The organism is Synechocystis sp. IPPAS B-1465, from assembly GCF_003015225.1.
Classification (GTDB): domain Bacteria; phylum Cyanobacteriota; class Cyanobacteriia; order Cyanobacteriales; family Microcystaceae; genus Synechocystis.
Map to the genome: position 1 here is coordinate 18,811 of NZ_CP028099.1, position 15,884 is coordinate 34,694.

At 40.4% G+C, this 15,884-nt stretch carries 20 protein-coding genes and 1 pseudogene; 11 read left to right on the forward strand and 10 right to left on the reverse strand.

Annotated features, from left to right (window positions below):
* Positions 1-11 precede the first annotated feature (11 nt).
* Positions 12-1,703, forward strand: coding sequence for a hypothetical protein (locus C7I86_RS17545; protein ID WP_011153550.1), 1,692 nt, complete (start codon positions 12-14; stop codon positions 1,701-1,703).
* Positions 1,704-1,712: 9 nt separating this feature from the next.
* Here C7I86_RS17545 and C7I86_RS17550 read toward each other — a convergent pair whose 3' ends face one another.
* Positions 1,713-2,669, reverse strand: a complete 957-nt coding sequence (locus C7I86_RS17550) for an LAGLIDADG endonuclease (RefSeq protein WP_011153551.1) — start codon at positions 2,667-2,669, stop codon at positions 1,713-1,715.
* Positions 2,669-2,950 carry a hypothetical protein gene (locus C7I86_RS17555; RefSeq protein WP_011153552.1) on the reverse strand — a complete coding sequence of 94 codons (282 nt, stop codon included), beginning with the start codon at positions 2,948-2,950 and terminating at the stop codon, positions 2,669-2,671. Before C7I86_RS17555 ends, C7I86_RS17550 begins: the two co-directional genes overlap by 1 nt.
* Before the next feature lie 82 nt (positions 2,951-3,032).
* Here C7I86_RS17555 and C7I86_RS17560 point away from each other — a divergent pair, with 82 nt between their 5' ends.
* From C7I86_RS17560 to C7I86_RS17600, 9 genes are all read left to right on the forward strand, one after another.
* Entirely contained in the window at positions 3,033-4,409 is a 1,377-nt protein-coding gene (locus C7I86_RS17560; RefSeq protein ID WP_011153553.1) for an HNH endonuclease domain-containing protein, read from the forward strand.
* Positions 4,410-4,444: 35 nt separating this feature from the next.
* Positions 4,445-4,762 carry a nucleotidyltransferase family protein gene (locus C7I86_RS17565; RefSeq protein ID WP_011153554.1) on the forward strand — a complete coding sequence of 106 codons (318 nt, stop codon included), beginning with the start codon at positions 4,445-4,447 and terminating at the stop codon, positions 4,760-4,762.
* Positions 4,752-5,093 carry a DUF86 domain-containing protein gene (locus C7I86_RS17570; protein ID WP_011153555.1) on the forward strand — a complete coding sequence of 114 codons (342 nt, stop codon included), beginning with the start codon at positions 4,752-4,754 and terminating at the stop codon, positions 5,091-5,093. Before C7I86_RS17565 ends, C7I86_RS17570 begins: the two co-directional genes overlap by 11 nt.
* Entirely contained in the window at positions 5,080-5,289 is a 210-nt protein-coding gene (locus C7I86_RS17575; protein ID WP_011153556.1) for an aminotransferase class V-fold PLP-dependent enzyme, read from the forward strand. Before C7I86_RS17570 ends, C7I86_RS17575 begins: the two co-directional genes overlap by 14 nt.
* 81 nt (positions 5,290-5,370) lie before the next feature.
* On the forward strand, positions 5,371-5,652 hold the full coding sequence (locus C7I86_RS17580; protein WP_011153557.1) for a type II toxin-antitoxin system RelE/ParE family toxin: 282 nt from the start codon (positions 5,371-5,373) through the stop codon (positions 5,650-5,652).
* Positions 5,653-5,662: 10 nt separating this feature from the next.
* Positions 5,663-5,977, forward strand: a complete 315-nt coding sequence (locus C7I86_RS17585) for a HigA family addiction module antitoxin (protein ID WP_011153558.1) — start codon at positions 5,663-5,665, stop codon at positions 5,975-5,977.
* Between the two features lie 10 nt (positions 5,978-5,987).
* Complete coding sequence (locus C7I86_RS17590) at positions 5,988-7,145, forward strand: cysteine desulfurase family protein (protein WP_011153559.1); 1,158 nt, start codon at positions 5,988-5,990, stop codon at positions 7,143-7,145.
* A gap of 38 nt (positions 7,146-7,183) precedes the next feature.
* Positions 7,184-8,365 carry an AAA family ATPase gene (locus C7I86_RS17595; RefSeq protein WP_011153560.1) on the forward strand — a complete coding sequence of 394 codons (1,182 nt, stop codon included), beginning with the start codon at positions 7,184-7,186 and terminating at the stop codon, positions 8,363-8,365.
* Positions 8,365-8,925, forward strand: coding sequence for a DUF4276 family protein (locus tag C7I86_RS17600; RefSeq protein WP_011153561.1), 561 nt, complete (start codon positions 8,365-8,367; stop codon positions 8,923-8,925). The genes C7I86_RS17595 and C7I86_RS17600 overlap by 1 nt, the downstream gene beginning before the upstream one ends.
* Positions 8,926-9,048: 123 nt before the next feature.
* On the opposite strand, the gene C7I86_RS17605 is transcribed toward C7I86_RS17600, so the two are convergent.
* The 4 genes from C7I86_RS17605 to C7I86_RS19315 form a co-directional block, all read right to left on the reverse strand.
* Positions 9,049-9,243 carry a DUF433 domain-containing protein gene (locus C7I86_RS17605; protein WP_011153562.1) on the reverse strand — a complete coding sequence of 65 codons (195 nt, stop codon included), beginning with the start codon at positions 9,241-9,243 and terminating at the stop codon, positions 9,049-9,051.
* 42 nt (positions 9,244-9,285) lie between these two features.
* Entirely contained in the window at positions 9,286-11,358 is a 2,073-nt protein-coding gene (locus tag C7I86_RS17610) for a DNA phosphorothioation-associated putative methyltransferase (RefSeq protein ID WP_011153563.1), read from the reverse strand.
* 112 nt (positions 11,359-11,470) lie between these two features.
* The gene (locus C7I86_RS17615) at positions 11,471-11,764 is read right to left on the reverse strand and encodes an HNH endonuclease (protein ID WP_011153564.1); all 294 of its coding nucleotides are present in this window, start codon (positions 11,762-11,764) and stop codon (positions 11,471-11,473) included.
* A gap of 102 nt (positions 11,765-11,866) precedes the next feature.
* Positions 11,867-12,373: a hypothetical protein gene (locus tag C7I86_RS19315; RefSeq protein WP_223211234.1), complete on the reverse strand. Its 507-nt coding sequence runs from the start codon at positions 12,371-12,373 to the stop codon at positions 11,867-11,869.
* A 213-nt stretch (positions 12,374-12,586) separates the two neighbouring features.
* Between C7I86_RS19315 and C7I86_RS17625 the strand changes: the two genes are divergently transcribed.
* Complete coding sequence (locus tag C7I86_RS17625; RefSeq protein ID WP_011153566.1) at positions 12,587-13,252, forward strand: IS701 family transposase; 666 nt, start codon at positions 12,587-12,589, stop codon at positions 13,250-13,252.
* Here C7I86_RS17625 and C7I86_RS17630 read toward each other — a convergent pair.
* The 4 genes and pseudogenes from C7I86_RS17630 to C7I86_RS17645 form a co-directional block, all read right to left on the reverse strand.
* Positions 13,205-14,026 (reverse strand): DUF89 domain-containing protein, encoded by an 822-nt coding sequence (locus C7I86_RS17630; RefSeq protein ID WP_011153567.1) that lies wholly within the window; start codon positions 14,024-14,026, stop codon positions 13,205-13,207. The two genes, C7I86_RS17625 and C7I86_RS17630, sit on opposite strands and share 48 nt — an antisense overlap.
* Positions 14,027-14,054: 28 nt before the next feature.
* A pseudogene (locus C7I86_RS17635) lies at positions 14,055-14,540 on the reverse strand (DUF4079 domain-containing protein).
* 71 nt (positions 14,541-14,611) lie between these two features.
* Positions 14,612-15,151, reverse strand: coding sequence for a DUF3122 domain-containing protein (locus C7I86_RS17640; protein ID WP_011153570.1), 540 nt, complete (start codon positions 15,149-15,151; stop codon positions 14,612-14,614).
* A gap of 39 nt (positions 15,152-15,190) precedes the next feature.
* Positions 15,191-15,814: a DUF3365 domain-containing protein gene (locus tag C7I86_RS17645; RefSeq protein WP_011153571.1), complete on the reverse strand. Its 624-nt coding sequence runs from the start codon at positions 15,812-15,814 to the stop codon at positions 15,191-15,193.
* Between the last annotated feature and the right edge of the window lie 70 nt (positions 15,815-15,884).

Below are 15,884 nucleotides of genomic sequence, written 5' to 3' on the forward strand. Positions count from 1 at the left end.
AAAAAGTAATCGTGACTACACTCAGCCAATATTTTCAGATACATCGACGCTACTATCGTTCAGTCAATTTGGAGCGGGATTTAGGTAAGGCTAGCACAGTTGAGGGCTATGTACTTACGGAGCGCTCTACGGCGACTTTAGAACGGATTTTGCCTGCATTTTCTAAACCCCATACCCATCGTGCTTGGACATTAACAGGGGTTTATGGAACGGGAAAATCTGCATTTATTCATTTTTTGGCGAGTCTTTGTACACCTCAGAATACGGAGGTTCACAGAGTTGCCGTTACGATTGCAGAACGATTTTTGGAGCCAACAAGCCCAATTCTAGAGGCGATCTCCGCTTTGCCTGCTGAGGGATTGATGGTGGCTTTTGCAACTGGTCAACAGGAGCCATTAACCTGGACATTGGCCCGTGCGTTATCCCAAGGGGCAGAGACTTTTTTTCCAAAAAATCAGCGAGCAGATAAGCTTTTGCGCCAACTCACGGATTGGAAAGTTGAAGCGGAGACAGGGGATTGTCAGGTTACGCCAAAGGCAATTTTGCGGGCGATTAAAGAGTTGGTGGTGATAGCCAATAGGCCACTCCTCATAATTGTGGATGAATTAGGCAAGAATTTAGAATATGCTGCCCAAAATCAAGGGATTACGGATTTATATTTACTCCAACAATTAGCGGAGTTGTCCCTTTCTGGGGAGAATCAAGTTTATTTTATTGGACTGCTCCATCAATCTTTTGGGGGCTATGGCGATCGCCTATCAGTAACAGAGCAGAATGAGTGGAATAAAATTCAAGGACGATTTGAAGATATTCCTTTTACAGAATCGCCAAATCAGATGACACGGTTAATTGCTCAGGTAATTGATCGAGAAAATGCCAAACCAATCTTAGAAGAAGTACAGAAAACAAGTAATCAATGGCATCAAACCTTATCTAGCTTAATTAGTGATCTGGAAACTACCCCAGAGTTATTGACACATATTTATCCATTGCATCCGCTGACAGCTTTTGCTTTGCCACTTTTATGTACTCGTTATGCTCAAAATGATCGATCATTGTTTACGTTTTTAACAAGTGATGAACCCCATTCTTTTAAACATTTTTTAGAAACAACAGTTATTGACTTAAGCTTACCAACTCTCAAGCTTTATCATTTATATGACTACTTTGTAGAAACTGTTACAGGGTTAGCATCCCGGTTAAATTTACAACGGTGGGTAGAAATTCAGAGCTTAATTGAAGATGCCCGTGATCAATCTCCCCAAACACTCCAAGTTTTAAAAACGGTTGGGATTTTAAATTTGGTGACAACGACAGGAAACCTAAAAGCGACTTCAGCATTGGTTACTTGGGCATTATGTGATCAGGCGGACGGTGAGCAATCCAATTATTGGCAGGCTGAAATTGAACGGTTAATGCAAAAGGGCTTGATTACCCATCGTCGCCAGTTGGATGAGTTACGTATTTGGCAAGGATCTGATTTTAATGTGGAGTTGGCGATCGCCGAACAAGTAGAAAAGAATCGTAGTCATCTAGCAAATTTGCTACAAGAGGTAGCTCCATTAAAACCTTTAGTTGCCCAGAGACATTACAACCAAACAGGAAATTTACGTTATTTTGAACAACGTTATGGTGACGGAACTGAGAAATGGGAAAACTTAACCTGTTCCGATCTAAGTTTTGAAAAATTTATTTCTGCATAATCACTACCATTAAAGATTGCGTTTATATGCCATCCCTGGAATTGAAAATTTATCAAGAATTGCTTTTAATTCAGATTTTGCCTTTTGACTAATCCTAATAAAAAAATGTCCTTGTTTTGTTTTTAGAACAGAGTTTTTTAAATTGAATTTTTGCAAAATAATTAATGATAAAAAGTTAACATCATCCTCGGAAAAACTCATAGGATATAAGCTCAAACCACTCGAAGAACAACCATCGTCGTAAAACCAAATACAGAAAGCAAATTCAGTCAAATATTTTTCAACAAATTTTCTAGGTAATAATTTCTTTTCTAAATACCAAATACAATGTAAATCGGTTAATATAGGATGAACCCCTGTCCTTATCCACCAACCTTGATATTGTTTTCCTGATTTAACATGAGGTGAAGATAAACACTCTTGAAAGGTACAGTAAAAATAATCTTTTAAAAAATTAAATTTCCAATTTATGTACTCCTTATTAGCTCCGCCCTCTGCATAACGAGCGTTAAGTTTCTTTTTTCCTTTTTCTAAAGATCCATCACCCAATAATGAACCAGTTAAAAATTCTAAAAAATCATTATCGATATTTTTCCCCGAATAGCTTTTATATTTAGAACGTTCTAAAGCCGCCTGACTTCGCTTTTTGTGATTACGAGAGTTGCAAATCAAAGCATTGGGAAATCTATTTCGATATTCGGCTACTGTTAAACCATGTGTTTTCAAATGGCTATGATGAATCATTTCAAACTCTTCATTGCAAATTTGGCAAGTGACAATATTAAATCCTTGAAACTTTAACTCCTGTATTTTCTTTTTTTGACGTAGTTGATCATATTTTTTAGCAGTATCCCTGTTAAGTTTTTTTCGACATTCCGAATTTTCGCAAGTACGACGATGAATATAATTACCTTTTTTCCAGATCGCTAAAGCTTTGCAATAAGGACATTGAAATATTTGACTCATTACAGGCTCCAATAAGAACGAGATAAGGTGTTCCAAGTATCATTAAGTTCATGCACTTCACAAGCCCAAGAAGTCAAATAACTCTCGATTTTATTACGTACTTCCGAATCATAAATTTCACCATGACTTATGCCTACAAGTTCAATTTTTGCTTTTAACAGCGTCCGTACTTCAGGCAAAGGCATATTTTTCAGAGCTGCTTTAACTTCACGCATCATTTCTGAAACCGCAAAATCACCATCGGGTTCGTACATTGCCCAGTCTTTTGGGAAATCACTCATAATTGCTTAGTGCTCTCAGTAGTTATGCGATGTTATCATATATGATAACACTGACGCTTGATTTTTCTGTGATAATCAAGTCATGGGAAAAGCAGGACAAGCATTAAAACAGACTTTAGATCTACACAACATCAGCCAGAGTCGTTTGGCGATCGCCTTGGGTGTTGACCGTCCGATTGTATTTCGTTGGTTTCACGAAAAGACCGATCCTACTGGTGAAACTATTCACCAAATCACCACAGCTTTACAAAATCTTGATCCTGATGCAGCTAGTAGCTTTGTTAACTTCTACTTGGGAAACTTCACACAAAATGGTTCCTCTGGTATTTCTTCCCAAAGCTTACCGGAATCTGAACAGGTAAATGTTTCGATTCTTGCTCAGCTTTTTAATAAGACAACAAACTCCTATAAATATCTCTTTTTTCTTTCTCTGTTAGATATTTTAAAACGCAGAAAATTTGATGTTTTGCCTCCGATTAGCTTTGCTGAGTTAGTAGTTGAAATTTTAGCCAATGCTTGGTTTCCTCATACTTATTTTAAACTTTCTTTTGGAACGCAAGACAAAATCACCGAAAAACTAGACTCTCTAAATTTAATTATTAGTGAGCCAATTTTAAAATTCAATGATCCTGATAAACAGCTTCTCAGAAAGACAATAGCCAATCAAACCTATGATGATTTAATTACATACTTAGTCAAATATGTTCCATTTCGATTAATTCGCCCTTTTTATAGTCATGAAACACGAGGTTTAAAAGACGTTGAAGTTAATCAAGTCATTTTAGATTTGACTAATAATAATCACAAATCAAGAAATGCTTTATATCATTTTGATGCTGATTTAGTGAAAGATTGTCAAGGAATTATTTTGTCTCCAGATTGGGTAAATTACATTGAAGAGAATTTTAAAATTGTTAAAGGTTGGGCATCATGGGCATGGCTAGAATATATGCAATCAAGAAATCCCACAACCCCAAATATTGTTAACAAGTTGTTTACACCTCAACAAAGAGGATCACTATCTTCTCAAACAAAATTTTGGAAATCCGCTCTTAACTATCAATTATTTAATTGTATTTATTCAAAACAAAAGCTCAATTCAGATTATTTATCGTTAGATCATTATTTGCCTTGGTCATTTGTTGCCCATGATCAACTATGGAATCTTGTTCCAGTTATTCCGGAGGTAAATTCATCAAAATCTAATAATTTACCCGCTGATCAATATTTTTATGATTTTGTTAACTTGCACCATTTAGCATTAGTTACCAATCATAAACACTTGCCTAGACAATCATGGAATAAAGTAATAGATCCCTATGTTGCTGATTTGAATTTATCAGAAAATGATTTGTTAGATTTAGACAGGCTTCTAAAAGCTTATGAGTCAACTGTTAAACCGTTAATAACTTTGGCGGCAAAACAAGGATTTTCGGAAAATTGGGTATATCCTAAGTAGTTAATAACATGAACTCTATCTTTTGAATATTCAGTATGCTCTCAGTAACTCACCTCAAAATCCCCCAACAAACGTTGGCAGAACTCTGTCAACAGTGGCACATCAGTGAATTAGCACTATTTGGTTCTGCCCTAACAGAAGATTTTCACGAGGATAGTGATATTGACCTGCTTGTTTCCTTTGCCCCAGATGCTCGCCAAGGATTATTGACCCTTGCCAAAATTAAGCATCAGTTTGAAGAAATATTTCACCGTAAAGTGGATTTAGTCGTTAAAGCCGCTATAGAAGAAGGCGATAATTGGATACGTCGTCAAGAGATTCTAAACAGTGCGGTGACTATCTATGAATCGTGACAACGCTTATCTGCTCGATATTCTGAACGCCATTCAGCGAATCCAAATATTCAGCAACGGATTAACAAAAGATGAACTCAGTGCCAACGAAGAAAAACAATCGGCAATCCTCTATCAAATCATTGTGATTGGCGAGGCAACAAAACGTCTATCTGCTGAGATTAGATCGATAAATCCTCACATTCCTTGGAAGGATATTGCCGGAATGAGAGATATTCTGGCGCACCAATATGATCGCATTAACCTTAATACTCTTTGGGATGTTGTGCAAAAAGATGTTCCCGAACTAGAGGCTCTCATCGCCCCCCTTGTGTCCAATGCAAAGCAATAAGCAGATCCACCTCGATTACCATGCCACAACCCCCGTTGACCCAAGGGTTACCGAAAAGGTTGTGGAATTTATGACGACGCAGTTTGGTAATGCCAGCAGTGTTGACCATTCCATTGACGATCGTGCCCGTGGGGCCGTCGATCAAGCTAAACAGTCGGTTGTTTACCAACGTTTTAACCGCAGACCAACTTCGTAGAAATGGCGATCGCCAAAATAGAACCGTAAAGCGTTTAACGCTCCTCGTTATATACTGGATTTAGTCCACTTATTTTCCCCTGTGATTCGTAACTTTAAAGATAAAGAAGCTCAAAAAATCTTTGAACGACAACGCTCCCGCAAACTGCCTGGCGACATCCAACAAGTTGCCCTCAGAAAGCTCCGAATGCTAAACCGAGCCGAGACATTACAAGACCTTAAAGTTCCCCCAGCTAATCGATTAGAAGCTTTGAAAGGCGATCGCCAAGGACAATATAGCATTCGCATTAATGCCCAATGGCGTATCTGTTTCCAATGGGAGAACGGAGAAGCCCTCGACGTAGAAATTATTGACTACCATTAAAAATAAACCCATGAATCCAGACAAACTAAAACCTATTCATCCCGGCGAAGTTCTCCTTGAAGAATTTTTGCAGCCAATGAATCTAAGCCAAAATAAGCTAGCTTTAGCAATTCGTGTACCTGCTCGTCGTATCAACGAAATTGTGCAGGGAAAACGTCGTATTACCGCTGATACCGCCCTACGTTTAGCACTATATTTCAATATGTCTCCTCGGTTTTGGTTAGGCTTGCAAATGGACTATGACCTAGATTTAGCAGAGGATGAAATTGGCGAAAAGCTTCAACAGGAAGTAACGACTTTCAATCTAGACAACGTTGCCGTTTAAGGAATTTACCTTGATCTACCTCGATTACCATGCCACAACCCCCGTTGATCCAAGGGTTGCCGAAAAAGTCATGGCATTTATGACAACCCAGTTTGGTAATGTTAGCAGTGTGGATCATGCCGTAGGTGATCGTGCCCGTAGGGCTGTGGATCAAGCGAAACAGCAAATTGCAGATTTAATTCACTGTCGTCCCCAGGAAATTATTTTCACCTCCGGCGCAACCGAGAGCATTAACCTCGCCATCCAAGGCACAGTTCTAGCCCTAGAAAAGCAACAGCAAACTCCCCGCCTTGCCATCTCCGCCGTCGAGCACAAAGCCGTTCTTGATACCTGTCGCCACCTGGAAAAACAAGGGCGTATCGAACTAATCGTTTTACCCGTCGATGCCCAAGCAAACCTCAATCTCAATCAAATTGAAGAAGTCTGCCACCAGGGATTAGACCTGCTCTGCATTATGGCCGCCAACAACGAAGTCGGCACCATTTACCCTATTGAAAAAATTGCGGCGATCGCCAAACGCCATGCCGTCCCTTTCTTTTGTGACGCATCCCAGGCAGTTGGTAAAATCCCAATTAATTTTCAGGATTGGGACATCACTCTACTGGCGCTATCTGGTCATAAACTCTATGCTCCCCAAGGCATTGGCGCACTCATCCGCAAAACCCATCATCCCCTTGAACCCTTAATTTGGGGCGGTGGACAACAACAAGGATTGCGACCTGGCACATTAAATCTCCCCGGCATTGTTGGACTGGGTGAAGCCTGTCATTTACGTCAATTAGAAATGAATGAGGATGAAACGGCGATCGCCAGAAAACGCGATTATCTTCAAGCCAGACTCCAAAAAGCCATTCCAGAGATTCTCGTTAACGGCAATCAATCCCGTCGTTTAGCAGGAAACTTACACATTGCCATTCCTGATATTCCCAACAGCGCTATCATTGCCCGAATTCGGGAGCAAATAGCCATTTCCACTGGCTCAGCTTGCTCTAGCGGCACTATTGCCCCATCCCATGTGCTGAGAGCGATGAATCTCACCTCTAATTTCATTGATGGAGCCTTACGGATTGGAATTGGCAAATTTACTACTAACGCAGAAATTGAACAAGCGGCCGATATTCTGATTAAGACTATTACAATAGTGAAATCATGCCTTAAATCATCATAAATTAATAAAATTTCAGATCAATTCTCTTGTCAGCTAAAATGAAAATTGTTTCTATAAAAATAAAAAATTATCGTGTCTTTGAAGACATCAAAATCACCAACATTCCTAGCTTCTGTGTCATTATTGGAGCCAATGGTACCGGGAAGTCTACTCTGTTTGATGTTTTTGGTTTTCTCCGTGATGCATTGAAAAATAACATTCGCCAAGCCCTGCAAATCAGGGGTGGATTCAAGGAAGTGGTTACTAGAGGAAAAGAGTCCGAAGATATAGAAATTGAACTCAAATTTCGGATGGAAATACTTGCAACAGAACGATTAGTAACCTATATTTTGATTATTGGGCAGGAGGGTAAAAAGCCAGTCATTAAACGAGAAATTTTACGCTATAAACGTGGTGAATATGGTTCTCCTTTTCATTTTTTAGACTTCCATAATGGTCAAGGATATGCTATCAGAAATGAAGAAAGCTTTGAAAGTGACGAAGAACTAGAGCGCGAAGAACAAAAACTTGAATCTGCCGATATATTAGCAATTAAAGGCTTGGGGCAATTTCAACGATTTAAAGCTGCAAATGCCATCCGTTCCTTGATCGAAAACTGGCACGTTTCAGACTTTCATATCAGTGATGCTAGAGGGAGCAAAGCCGCGCTTTATGCTGAACATCTTTCTCCTACTGGCGATAATATACCGATTGTTGCTCAATATATTTATCAAGAACATCCTGAAATATTTGCGGAAATATTACAACGCATGAAACAACGAGTACCTGGAATTTCTAATGTTGAAGCAAAAGAAATAGAGGGTGGTAGTTTAATATTAAAATTTCAGGATCAAGCCTTTGAAGATTCCTTTGTTGATCTCTATGTTTCCGATGGCACCATTAAAATGTTTGCCTATTTAATTTTACTCTTCGATCCTAAGCCTCACCCTTTACTGTGTGTTGAAGAACCTGAAAATCAACTATATCCAACGCTTTTACGGGAACTTGCCGAAGAATTTGCAAGTTATGCGCACCGGGGTGGGCAGGTCTTTGTCTCAACTCATTCCCCTGACTTTCTTAACGCCGTTCCTTTAGATAGTATTTTCTGGTTAATAAAAATCCAAGGTGTTACCAAAGTTGAAAAAGCTGCCGATCATGAAGTCCTGAGAAACTTGATTGCGGCAGGGGATCTTCCCGGTTATCTCTGGAACCAAGGCTGGTTTGAAGGAGTTGCGCCCTAATGAGTTACGACTTAATTTTTCTTCTTGAAGAACCGTCTCTAAAAAACGTTTTAGAAATGCTTTTGCCTAAGATTATTCCAAATAGTCTAACCTATCAATTAATTACTCACCAAGGTAAACAAGATCTTGCCAAATCTATCCCTAGAAAAATCAAAGCTTTTCAATTTAGTCGTACCACCAAATTTATTATCGTCCATGATCAAGATTCTCATGATTGCATTCAACTCAAGACTGAATTGTTAACCATTTGTCAGAATGCTGGACAATCAGATATATTGATTCGTATTGTCTGCCGTGAACTTGAGTCTTGGTTTCTCGGAGACCTTGCTGCGGTGGAAAAAGCTTATGGACTAAAACCCCAGAGCCTTAGTCGAAAACAAACTCAGCAAAAATTCCGTAACCCAGATCAACTTAATAACGCAAAACAAGAATTGATAAAACTTGTGAAAGAATATTATGAGGCAACCCATTCTAAGGCGATCGCTCCTCATTTATCTTTAACGGATAACAAATCCCATAGTTTTCAGGTTTTCATAGAGGGCATTCAGAACTTTATTTGATAAAGTAAGACAACTCACATCATCAGATTTTTTATCCAAACAGAACAAGAAGAATCTTGATTTTTTGGCATAGATTATTTGTACAAGAGAAGATTTTACGTAGTTAGTTGTTACCTGATTTAATTAGGCCGCATACAGCATTGCTTGTTGAATATCTTCTGATTCTAAATAAGGATAATCATCAATGATTTCCTCTGAAGTTTTACCATTTGCAAGTAAATTTAAAATCAATGAAACAGGCACCCGCATTCCACGAATACAGGCCTTTCCGCCCATAATCTGGAGATCAAAGGTGATTCGATCTAAGTTCTGTAGCATTATTTCAGATTTGATGGTGAGTTATTGTTTTCATTGTATAATTTAGGAAAGATTTTGGCGTTGCCGTTGCTGGGTACGAATGCGAGCTTTGAGAAGTTTTTGTGCATAGGGATCAGCATCAGAGCGCCATACTAACCGATGACCCCTAAATTCCACTCCCATCTCCCGCAAGGTTCTTTGCCATCCCGGCCACAGTTGAATTTCCGACCAATTCTCCAATAATCCCCAATCCTCCTCCTGTTGAGACAACTTAGCGAATTTTTTGCACAGAGGATAATCCGTCATCACTAATCGCTCCTTACAATGCACTACAGGTGCATAATCAGGGTCATATTCTTTGTATCGTACCCGTAAATCCTGCAAACTAATCTGCATCATCGTCTGCCAACGCGGATGGGGATTTGTGTCAAAATCTGAACAAAAAATATAAGCAATTTTTGGCTCATGGAGATAAAATCGTACCAATGTTACATTCTCCAATCGCCCCACTGTCCGACTGGCACAACCCTCATATAAGCGTAACAACGGATCAAGGGCTTCCAATGCACTAATATGGACCAGCAACGCTTTCTTTGAGCAAATTCCGATTGGACTTTGTTGGGCGATATTGGCTAGATTTGCCAAATTTCCCAAACTAAATAACATTCTATCTGACAGCAAACACGCTTCTTTATAGGTTCCAAACAACACTTTAATATCCGTTTGTAGGATGTCATCTAACTGACTAAAGCGAGGACGTTTTGCAAAGTGCGATAATGCTAAATAAATCTGAATATCCTGTTTACGTTGTTCTGTAATTTTTTTCCAATCTTCTCCATTCGTCGCCTGCTCAATCACCTGAAAAGCTCGAGTCAAGGTCTTAAATTCAGCACAAATATCTGCTTCGGTTGCCAACTCTCCCTTTTTCGGTAAACGTCCCCGTTCCGTTAAGAAGTTCATCAACGGTTGCAGTAGGTCTTGATAGTCCTCAAAGCGTTTAACCGAAAGACGAATTCGGGGTGTGGTTGCCCGTGACCGAAACCGGGAAGCCCGAAAAGCTTGAGCCTGGGCCTCATCCCGAAAGACAAAGTAAATTCCCAAGGCCACCGGAATCGCATCAATCCCCAAAACCTGATCAATGTAAAGCTTCAGTTCTTCTTGGCCATAATATTTTTGGAAGGTGTTGCGGCTAGTAATTACGCCATCTCCATAGGCAATATGACCAGCTCCCCCATCGGCAATTAATACCTGGGCTGACACCACTAATATTTTTTGGGCCAGTTCCCAAGCTTGAAATAACGCTTCCCGTCTTTCTGCTGGATTTTCAATGACATTAATCACATAGCCAAGATTGACTATATCCGCAGGGTGGCGATCGCCTTCTGGTTCATAAAACGGATCCCAGCCATGAACCTCGAACCCTTTTTCCGCAACAAATTTTAGATCCTCCCCATGGCCACAACCATAGTCAAAAAAGGTCATACCTTCAGTCAAAAGATTTGCGTCCAGGAGGGATCTCACTGGACGAGACATTTGCCGCCGAATAATCGCTGCTTTGTGACGGTCAATTTTGGGAGATTGATGAGCAAATTCTTGAATTTCAATCAACTTGTGGTTTTCAATCCTGACCCGAAACTGTTGCAGACGTTTTTCCCACTGCTGACGATAGCCAATTTGACGAGGATCAGCTAGTAAGCCCAATTTTTCCTCAGCCTGAGTTAACTCTGCAAAGGTTTGGTACAAGGGATAATCAGCACAGACAAAGGTTTCCTTACGGTGCAGAATAGGAGGATTATCCCCGTAATGGCGAACCTGACAATTGTTCAATTCTAAATTGACCTGTGTGCTTTGTCGCAGAGCAGGATGGGCATCTAAATCAAAATTAGGATAATCGAGGTAGGAAATTTTTGGTTCATTAAGATTAAACTTAATCAGCGTAAATTGTAAATTTTGATTTAGTTTAGACTGATAATTTTCATCAAAAATTTGTCGAGCAAGACTTTCATATCGCCGTAAAATAGGTGATAAATGAGAAATAATCGAGTAATGAATATAGAGCGCATCAGGTAAACGTTTACCCAAAATTAAAGCATTTAGTGCATCTTTAATATCAATAAAATTATGAGTATCCGCCATTTATTTTTTATTCCAAAACGATGGTAGTTTTTTAGTTATAAAAGTAAATTTTAATGTAAACAATAACACAAAGATAAAGATAAATATTGACAAGAATCCATGAAAAGTGACTCTAACAAAACTTTAATGTTAACTGTCCTGGTGTCACATTCCCCCGCTGCCTGCGGTGGTAGTAAAGATGACAGGGGGAGCATAAAGCCATCAAATTACTAGGATAGTTATTACTTGGATCATAATCACAATGATGTACCGCCATCCTGAGCCGATACCGATCGCCGGTTGATAACCCCTTCCCCTCCCCCGGCTTGAGGCATTGCACCCCACACCGTTCACAGACCCAGTTAACGGATTGCTTTTTCTGTAGGGCCAACTGGGGCCAGTCAGGAGAATAACGATTATTCTTCATACTAAGCCCCTAGTAATTTTCCTCAATCCCCTAGCTCACAAAACTCTGAAGTAAATGTCTATTCCAAACTGGACACTGTACATTAAGTGATAGACAGTGGAGTTATTCTATCTCTACAGACCGTAAACCCCTAGTAATTTTTGTGATTGACCATTGGGCTTCCCGCCCCGCTTTTCCTTGACGAGTAAATAAAAAACCTTGGCGATCAAACTGTTCACCCCTAGGCTTAACCCCTAGTAATTTTTCGATCTGCGTGGTGGTCAGTAACCAACCATAGCTAACCGCATCCTCCAAATCCCTGAGATTATCCAACGGCGATCGCCTAGATTCCATTAACTGGATCAGGGCCACCATGCCGGGGTCAAAAGGGAGAAGGTCAGAATCAACGGCAACGGATTCAATACTGCTTCCCACTGTGGTTACTTCAGAGGGGGGGACAAAGTTATTGAGGGTTCCGCCTTCGGCTAGATGTTCATCTAACTGGTCAAGGAGCTTAACTGCCTCATCACCAAACAAAACCTTATTCCCCTTACGGGTCGGTTCAAGCCCCAAAGCATTAATGCGGTTGTAAAGACTCTGGCGGGTCTTTAAGTTATAACGGGTCAACAAATCGGCGATCGGCAGTATTGGATTCTTCCACGGGTGAAATATCTACTACTGTCCAGTGACTACTAGACACTAGCAATGTTCCGACACTTTACACTGTCCAGTGATGACTAGGCATTTAAAATGCTTGTCCAAAGAAGATTCTGAAAATATCCCTCTTCCGTCAGACTGAGGGAATTAAAATGGAGATAAAAGGCAGAAAAGCGCGGAGGGAGAATGACAAAGACAAGAGAGGCAAAAAAGACAGTACAGTGTGTAGACACATATAGTGAACTGTATAAAGATATATTTCCAGAAGTGAGGTCTTATGAGTCATTTAAATATATCATTGTGGGAATGTTAAGTGATATAAAAAGAAAGAGTTTACCTGCAATAGCATCATCACTAGGATTGAAAAATGAACAGGGACTACTGCATTTCATGACAGATTCTCCTTGGGAATTAAAAGAATTAAAAAAAAGAAGATTAAATATTATCTTAGAAGTTTTAGAAGGAAGAGAAATAATAGTAATAATAGATGAAACAGGAGACCCCAAAAAAGGGAAAACAACAGATTATGTAAAAAGACAATATATTGGAAATTTAGGAAAAATAGAAAGCGGTATAGTGTCAGTAAATGCCTATGGTTACTGCGATGGAGTAACGTTTCCTCTAGAATCAAAAGTATTTAAACCAAAAGAAAGATTAAAAGAGGGAGATAAGTATAAAACAAAGACGGAATTAGCAGTAGAGATAATAAAAGAACTAGAAGAAAGTGGTTTTAAAATAAAAAGAGTAGTGTCAGATAGCTTATATGGAGAAAGCCATAGCAATTTTATCAGTGCCGTAGAGGAATTAAAAATAGAATATGCAGTGGGAATCCGGAGCAATCATGGGGTCTAGCTTCCAAAGGAAGCTAAAGTAAGGGCAAATAAGTGGAGGAGGTTTGAACACATAAGATGGGATGGAAAACAGGAAGATAGGTATATCAGAGAAATAGTTTATGGTAAAAAAAGCGCAATAAGATATTGGGAAATTAAAACAGAAGTCGACCACCTCGACAATTTTATCTAGTCCCACCGTTTGAGCATCGATTAGCGTGGCATCATTAAGGACAGGCGACCCTCTGACAACAAGGGTAACCCTCTCTGGTGAAAGCTGTTCCACTAGAAGTCGATCCAACGCAATTTCCCCGGCATTATCAGCTAAATACAAAATTGATTTTGCTTGGGCGATCACCTCACGCAAACGATCTTCTTCTGCGAAAAATGGCCCTTTCAAGGCTTGCTCCAAAGCCTCACGGACATCTGCCTCTGTCAAACTGCCATCAACACCCATATCGATAACATTGCCGGCGATCGCCAGACGGGCAGCCATCAATAATGGATCTTTGGCGGCCTCGACCTTAGCCCGGAGTGTTGGGAGTAGTTCCATGGCCACACGATTTTGCCAATCTTTGGTTTTACGGTAAGGGTCAGTCACCCCTGTGATCTCCCGCAACCGCCGATGAATCTGTTGGGCCATGGCAGGAGGCGATTGGTTTAAATCCATTTCCCCAGCCCAACTGAGGGCATCCCGAATAATTTGCTCATGCACGGAGGGATTTTGGGATACTAACCTAGCCGCATCTAAGGATTGGTGCAACAGGCAGGGAATACAATCTAAAGAGGTTTTCATCGGGATTTTAATGGGTTTTATCAGGTTATTAAGGGGTGGGAGTTGACCCCATTTTGCTCAAAATATCCTGCACGATTTGTATCCCCGTTAGAGCTTGCCAACCAAACAATCCCAACAGAACCACATTCAAAGAAACGTGCACATTGCGAACCCAATTATGCTTTTACATAAAGGGTACCAACGCTGCGGAAGTGGAAACTAACCCTACTATTCCTAACCCCGCAAACAGGTGGGGGCCAATAAAAATTTTGCCACTGTTGATGTAAGTAACCGTGATGCCCCCGATCGCCCCCATGACGATTAGCGCCAAAAACATAGAGCCAATTTGATGGTGACGAATGGCAAACCGCCCCTTAATCAGTTCCTTTTTCGGCTCTCCCTCCGCCAGCCTTGTCCGTCGAACCTGTATGCCGAGGTATAGGGTATAGATCGCCAGGGCTAGCAAAGCCCACATGGTAATGGGGTGAAAAAAGCTGAGATAGGGTTTAAGAGCCGCGAGATTTTCTGAGTTCATTATGATAACTACCTAAGTATTTGTAAATGTTAAATTGAGCCGTCAGTCCGTAACTATTAACTGTGTAGTGATTACTTTTGAGTGGTGAGTGATTGCCATTCTTCAACCACCGCTGGAGAAACATTAAGCACTATTTTTTGTTGATCGAGGGTGGGCAAAATTAGCCGTAAAGGAATTGCCGATTCCAATTGCATTAAGATGGGCTGTAAATCATATTCCCCGGCATCAGGGGACATTTTGGTCTTGTCCATAAACATATCTTCGGATACATTTACAGCACTTAAAGTTTCGCTCATCATATTAGTAATAATGAGGGGTTTGGAGTGATCAATGTTAGCGGTGCCGGGAAAGTCCACTAGGCGTAGATAGATACTATCCTCATGGTCAGGAATAGTCCTTTCAAAGGCGATCGCCTGCCAACTTCCCCCTTGTTGATCCTTGAGTATTTGACGGGACTTGGAAATCTCCGACTGATAAACTGTTGGGCCTGGTGCTTCTTCCAATTGGCGAATAACAGCCTGAGCCGGAGAAACTGCGAGATTAATTATCAACACCCCAACTAAAATTCCAAGAATAAAGACTGATTTGATAAAACTTAAGATGCTTTTCATTTTGACTATTCTCTAAATATTAAATTGCTTGATTTAGTCTTACTTGATGGCATCTTGCATAGCTTTTTGAATATCATCTGGGATGAAAACTGCATACATTCCCCGTAAATCCCCCACGTTAAAGTCGTAGGCCAAATCCTGGGGATAGCCATCTTTAATAAACTGCGGACGGCTATTTTTTAAGCCATGGCAGGCAAGGCAAGTAGATTCCACTTCAATGCGACGGTAATAGCGTGTTCCCGTTTGTTTATTCAGGGTTTCTCGATCCCAAAATCCAACAAGTTCCGGCTCTTGGTTAAATTTTGCCAAGGCTATTTGGTCGTGTAAATTATTTGGTTTATGGTCAGGATTACGATATTTATTAGCAATTTGTTGAACCTGCCAACCATTTTCTTTGCTAAGTTGCATGGCCCTCATCCCCACCGGACGGCAAACCTCTTTCATTGTTTGCTTAGTGGGGGCTTCAGTCCTGCCTTCCAAGGAGGAGGCCAGCCCAGTTCGCATGGCATCCAGGGATTCGATTTCCTGCACAGCCTGGGCTAACTCATTGGCATTAGGAATGATGGGAGCAGCGGTGGCGATCGCCGCATTCCCCCCGAGGAGCAGTAGGCTGATTCCGATGATCAGCATCAAACTCAAAATCCGTTGTGGTAAAGTTTGCATTGATTTCTCCCGTTAAGATTGACTAAAGGATTATTTTACGATGGGAAACTGGTCAATGGAAATTGATTAT

Coding starts and splice junctions, on each gene's coding strand:
- C7I86_RS17640 (WP_011153570.1), bottom strand. CDS start 15,151: ATGAAAAGCATCTTAAGTTTTATCAAATCAGTCTTTATTCTTGGAATT.
- C7I86_RS17625 (WP_011153566.1), top strand. CDS start 12,587: ATGACAAAGACAAGAGAGGCAAAAAAGACAGTACAGTGTGTAGACACA.
- C7I86_RS17565 (WP_011153554.1), top strand. CDS start 4,445: ATGCTCTCAGTAACTCACCTCAAAATCCCCCAACAAACGTTGGCAGAA.
- C7I86_RS17560 (WP_011153553.1), top strand. CDS start 3,033: ATGGGAAAAGCAGGACAAGCATTAAAACAGACTTTAGATCTACACAAC.
- C7I86_RS17555 (WP_011153552.1), bottom strand. CDS start 2,950: ATGAGTGATTTCCCAAAAGACTGGGCAATGTACGAACCCGATGGTGAT.
- C7I86_RS17615 (WP_011153564.1), bottom strand. CDS start 11,764: ATGAAGAATAATCGTTATTCTCCTGACTGGCCCCAGTTGGCCCTACAG.
- C7I86_RS17600 (WP_011153561.1), top strand. CDS start 8,365: ATGAGTTACGACTTAATTTTTCTTCTTGAAGAACCGTCTCTAAAAAAC.
- C7I86_RS17605 (WP_011153562.1), bottom strand. CDS start 9,243: ATGCTACAGAACTTAGATCGAATCACCTTTGATCTCCAGATTATGGGC.
- C7I86_RS17570 (WP_011153555.1), top strand. CDS start 4,752: ATGAATCGTGACAACGCTTATCTGCTCGATATTCTGAACGCCATTCAG.
- C7I86_RS17595 (WP_011153560.1), top strand. CDS start 7,184: ATGAAAATTGTTTCTATAAAAATAAAAAATTATCGTGTCTTTGAAGAC.
- C7I86_RS17645 (WP_011153571.1), bottom strand. CDS start 15,814: ATGCAAACTTTACCACAACGGATTTTGAGTTTGATGCTGATCATCGGA.
- C7I86_RS17550 (WP_011153551.1), bottom strand. CDS start 2,669: ATGAGTCAAATATTTCAATGTCCTTATTGCAAAGCTTTAGCGATCTGG.
- C7I86_RS17630 (WP_011153567.1), bottom strand. CDS start 14,026: ATGAAAACCTCTTTAGATTGTATTCCCTGCCTGTTGCACCAATCCTTA.
- C7I86_RS17610 (WP_011153563.1), bottom strand. CDS start 11,358: ATGGCGGATACTCATAATTTTATTGATATTAAAGATGCACTAAATGCT.
- C7I86_RS17575 (WP_011153556.1), top strand. CDS start 5,080: ATGCAAAGCAATAAGCAGATCCACCTCGATTACCATGCCACAACCCCC.
- C7I86_RS17585 (WP_011153558.1), top strand. CDS start 5,663: ATGAATCCAGACAAACTAAAACCTATTCATCCCGGCGAAGTTCTCCTT.